Source organism: Bacillus sp. 05T31, from assembly GCF_056396725.1.
Genome location: NZ_JBFTMA010000306.1, coordinates 1 through 4,732 on the forward strand (window position 1 = coordinate 1; position 4,732 = coordinate 4,732).

Annotated in this window: 6 protein-coding genes; all 6 read right to left on the reverse strand. The window is 36.9% G+C overall.

The window, feature by feature from the left end; genetic code table 11:
• Positions 1 to 469 (reverse strand): hypothetical protein (locus AC1DJR_RS17665; RefSeq protein WP_477003139.1); only part of this gene is annotated, 469 nt, incomplete at its 3' end.
• 288 nt (positions 470 to 757) lie between these two features.
• The gene (gene hpf, locus AC1DJR_RS17670) at positions 758 to 1,300 is read right to left on the reverse strand and encodes a ribosome hibernation-promoting factor, HPF/YfiA family (RefSeq protein ID WP_002016135.1); all 543 of its coding nucleotides are present in this window, start codon (positions 1,298 to 1,300) and stop codon (positions 758 to 760) included.
• A 319-nt stretch (positions 1,301 to 1,619) separates the two neighbouring features.
• Complete coding sequence (gene cspC / locus AC1DJR_RS17675; protein ID WP_001990088.1) at positions 1,620 to 1,817, reverse strand: cold shock protein CspC; 198 nt, start codon at positions 1,815 to 1,817, stop codon at positions 1,620 to 1,622.
• A gap of 126 nt (positions 1,818 to 1,943) precedes the next feature.
• The gene (locus AC1DJR_RS17680) at positions 1,944 to 2,648 is read right to left on the reverse strand and encodes a ComF family protein (protein WP_002129929.1); all 705 of its coding nucleotides are present in this window, start codon (positions 2,646 to 2,648) and stop codon (positions 1,944 to 1,946) included.
• Positions 2,648 to 3,997, reverse strand: coding sequence for an ATP-dependent helicase ComFA (gene comFA, locus AC1DJR_RS17685; protein WP_477003140.1), 1,350 nt, complete (start codon positions 3,995 to 3,997; stop codon positions 2,648 to 2,650). The genes AC1DJR_RS17680 and comFA overlap by 1 nt, the downstream gene beginning before the upstream one ends.
• A 130-nt stretch (positions 3,998 to 4,127) precedes the next feature.
• Positions 4,128 to 4,732: C40 family peptidase (locus tag AC1DJR_RS17690; RefSeq protein WP_477003141.1), on the reverse strand; the 605-nt coding region annotated here is incomplete at its 5' end.

Genomic DNA, 4,732 nt, shown 5'->3' on the forward strand with positions numbered 1-4,732 from the left:
GTCTTACACTATCAGGGCTCCAAGCAGTAGGATAAGCATTATTTTCTCTAGAATAACCACCAAATCTAACAGGAACATTTTTCCCATAGTTTTCATATGCATAATTTTTGAAAAGATATGTTTTACCTGGTTGCACTTCTCCTTCATGCTTACCTGAATCACCTGAAACATTTACCCATTTTCTATTTTCTGCATTTTTATTTTTATCCGCTTCTGTCCAAACGTTGAAAGAACCACCGCCCTTCTCACTGCTCTTCACACGCATATACATAGAAGTATCATTCTCTTTAGGACGTGCATTAGTATAATCATATGCATTCCAAAGTCTAAAGGTAAATTCCACATGATCATCCCTTGTATTAGCCTTAGTATCAGCCTTGGCCGGTTCGGTTAAAGCAAAAGTACTAGCTAAAATACCTAAAGATAAAACAGATCCAAACATAAAACGRCTTTTTTTCTTAATACTCACTAAAAACACCTCCGATAATTTGTAGCATTATATTGATTTTATTTTTTCACTGAAGGAATAAATTAAATCCGTATAATACATTATTAGAATATCAAGGTCGAAATGCACTATCAATTAATTCCAGGAAACTTAATATTTTATTTACAATTATAAAATATTGTTAAATTAAACAAAATTAGTATACTCCTAACAAGGAAATACTTGTGGCGATAATCACATTCACGATCTCAATATAATAACTAAAATATATAAAAAAGCGCAGCCTCATTTGGCTGCGCCTTCGAATTATTATTTAGTTTCGATTAAACCATATTTCCCGTCTTTACGGCCATATACAACATTAGTTTCATTTGTATCCGCATTTGTGAAGACGAAGAAACTATGTCCTAGCATATCCATTTGTAAGATCGCTTCTTCAACGTCCATCGGTTTTAAATCGAATCGTTTTGTACGTACAAGTTCTAATTCATCCTCTTCTACCGCATCCAGAACAGCTACTGCTTCTGGAAGGATAAAGTTAGTTTTAATAGAACCTTTCTCACGTAATTTACGGTTTACTTTTGTTTTATGTTTACGAATTTGTCGCTCAATTTTATCAACTACTAAATCAATCGCAGCGTACATATCGCTATTTGTTTCTTCTGCACGAAGTAATAAATCTGTAAATGGAATTGTTACCTCGATACGTTGCTTGTCAGAGTATACTTTTAAATTAACCTTAATCTCTGGGAATGTATCAAAATAACGCTCTAATTTACTTAGCTTTTTCTCTACATATTCCTTTAATGCTGGAGTTACTTCAATATTTTCACCACGAATGTTGAATTTCATAGATGAATTCCTCCTTTCAAGCCTATGTACTATAATTTCGACATTGGCTTAAAAACTCCTTCTAGTTTTTTTAAAAAATTAGTGGAATTGCGATTTTTTTATCGTTTTTTGTTGAAATGAAAAGATGCATCGTTTCTATCTTTATTTTATCCTATTAACATCGTGAATAACGAATGTAACTGTGGACAATTAGTTACAGAAAAGAAACAACTTTTTGACAACTCCTCCGAAACAAAAAAGCCCTTGTTACGAGCAAGAGCTTCACCATCTATATAATGCTGCTAAAAATACAGCTCTATCTTTTCCAAAAACTTAATTTTTACAGTTTCACAACATTAGCTGCTTGTGGTCCACGTGCTCCATCAACAATATCAAACTCCACTTGTTGACCTTCTTCTAACGACTTATAACCATCTTGTTGAATAGCAGAAAAATGAACAAACACATCGTCACCATCTTCACGCTCAATAAACCCAAATCCCTTTTCTGCATTGAACCATTTTACTCGTCCTTGCATGTTCATTCCATTCCCTTCACTCTTAAAATCAGGGCATTCGCCCCATATTCTGACTATAGCGAATGACAAGACTGTAAGTCAAAGAAGACCTGTCGTCTTTTTATTACTCCTTTCGACATTCACATATTAACCTCTACAAAGCGTCAAACAAGAAACCTCTCTCGCTCCTCGATCATACAAAAGGCTTCCAATTTGCCTAACAGTAATTCCTGTCGTATACACATCATCCACGATTAAAACATGTTGCTCATGAAACATCTCTTCTCCCTGAAAATAAAAAGGATTAACTCCCGATATCCTTTCTTTACGCTTCTTCTTACTTTGTTTTTCTGTTTCTATTCTTCTTAATGATGTACAAAACATTTTGATAGGCAAACAAGAAGCTAGTAACTCCGCTTGATTAAAACCACGCTCGTATTCTCGCTCTTCACTAAGAGGAACCGGAATGGCAACTGAAACATTCGCAAAATATTTTTGAAAAAGACTTCGAAAAGGCTGATGAAAAATATGCACTAATTCAGCATCTCCTCGAAATTTAAACTGTGCTAATATTTCTTTCATCCCTTCATCATACACATGCAACGAACGATTTATGAGAGACGGAAACCCCTGCTCGTTCGTCCACCTTATGCAGTCCATACAAATATCCCCGTTTTTATATTCAGCTGGTACAAGTTCTAAAGGCCGACCACACTCCTTGCAAATATCTCCTATAATATAGGAAAGTTTTTGTTCACATCTATCACATATATACTTTTTATGAAGCTTAACAAAAAAAGTGTACCAACTAATCGCATATGAAATATACTCATCACAAAGTAGACAATGCATCAATCTATCAATCCTTGTTCTTTAGCATTCTTATTCATACTTTGAATATGTTTTTTCGYACGCACCATCGCCTCTGTCTTTCCATAATGAAAATAGATAACATCTCCATGCGGTTCATCAGAGCTTCTGCCAGCACGCCCTGCAATTTGAACGAGAGCACTTTCTGAAAATATTTCTTCCTCAGCTCCTAAAACTGCAACTTGTAAATTTTTAATAGTTACTCCTCGTTCCAAAATCGTCGTTGTAACTAATAAAGGGATTTCTCCTTTTCTGAAAGCTGCTACCTTCTCTTTTCTCGCCGGATCTTCTGCATGCACACCGTCAATTTGATTGTTTAATGATTTTAATAACTGGCTAATTTCTTCTACATATCGCACATGAGGAAYAAATAGAAAAATGGGGTATCGTTTCGATAAGTACAGATTTAACCATTGTAATAAAGCACGAGGAATTTTTTTACGTATAAGACCCTTTTTCCAATTTCCGCACCACCGAAATATCGGAACTGGCAATGGATGACGATGGTATCGCCCTGAAATAATAACCCCTTTTTGGTTACCACTTCGCAACTTACGCTTCCACTTTTCATCTGGAGTTGCAGTTAAATAAATACGTGCTGCCTTCTCTTTCATCGCTTCGCTTACTGCATACTGCAACATCTTATCTGCATGATACGGAAAAGCATCTATCTCATCTACAATCATGACATGGAACGCCCTATAATAACGTAACAATTGATGTGTAGTTGCAACGATTAACGCCGCATCTTTTTCTCGGTCTAAACTCCCTCCGTATAAAGCAGCTACATTTATATTTGGAAACACTTCTTGTAATCTTGGTGCTAATTCAAGTACAACGTCCGTTCTCGGCGTTGCAATACAAACTCTTTCTCCCTTTTGTAGTGCCTCTGCAATTCCGCGAAACAACATTTCTGTTTTTCCAGCCCCGCACACCGCCCAAATAAAAAATGATTCTTTCTGCTTAACAGCGTCAACGACACTTTGCGCAGCTAACTCCTGACCGTCAGACAAAACGCCTTCCCACTGTAACGGATTCAAATAACTTTCTCCGCTTATTTCAGCAATCCCGCGAACAAGTACAGTACATTCACTTACCCTGCCCATCGTTATACATTTCCGGCAATACGTACATACTTCATTGCACCTTTTACATAGCAATGATACAAATAGTCGCTGCTCTATATTTCCGCAGCGCTGACACACATATTTTGAAGACTTCTTAATTACCCCTTGCACACAAACGACGTCTCGATTCCTTTTCAGATGATCCAATTTATTCTGCAAATCTGAAGAGAGTTCTTCTAACAGTAACTGTCTACCAGCTAACATCATCAATAGCCACCTCCAGCACTACTATAAATCCTTCTCTTTATCTCGTAAAAACTCAAAAAAGCCGATAACCTACTTATAAAATAGTAAGCTATCGACTTTATACACGTTTTTTATTCAATTATAAATCCTATAATCTACCGTAACCTAAGAAATGTTTTTGGTTGTAGCTACTGCTTAAGCTAGCGTAAGCAATCCCTTTATCACCAGCATGAATCATTTGGTCGTTACCAACGTAAATACCGATGTGAGATGGACCTGCTTTATAAGTACCTTGGAAGAATACTAAATCTCCAGGTTGTGGGCTACTTACTTTCGAAACTGAGTTCCAGTAACCTGCAACGTCTTGACGACCTACACCATAAATGTAAGAAATAAATCCACTACAGTCAAAACCACCGTTTGATGGAGATGCACTCCCCCAAACATATGGCATACCTAAGTATTGTCGTGCTTTACCAATCACGCCAGTATCCGGAGTTGGCCCTGGTGCTGGCTCTGGTTTTTTGTTTTCTTGTTTAGGTGTCTCTTTTTTAGGCTCTTCTTTTTTAGGCTCTTCTTTTTTAGGCTCTTCTTTTTGAGCTTGTCCAGCATTGTTTGCTGGTGCAGATTGTTCTGCAGGCGCTTGCGCTGGTGCAGCTTGTGCTTCTTTAGCAGCTTGTTCTGCTTGTTTTTGAGCAGCAGCTTCTTGTGCAGCTTTTTCTTGCGCTTCTTTTTCAGCGATTTGTTGTAATT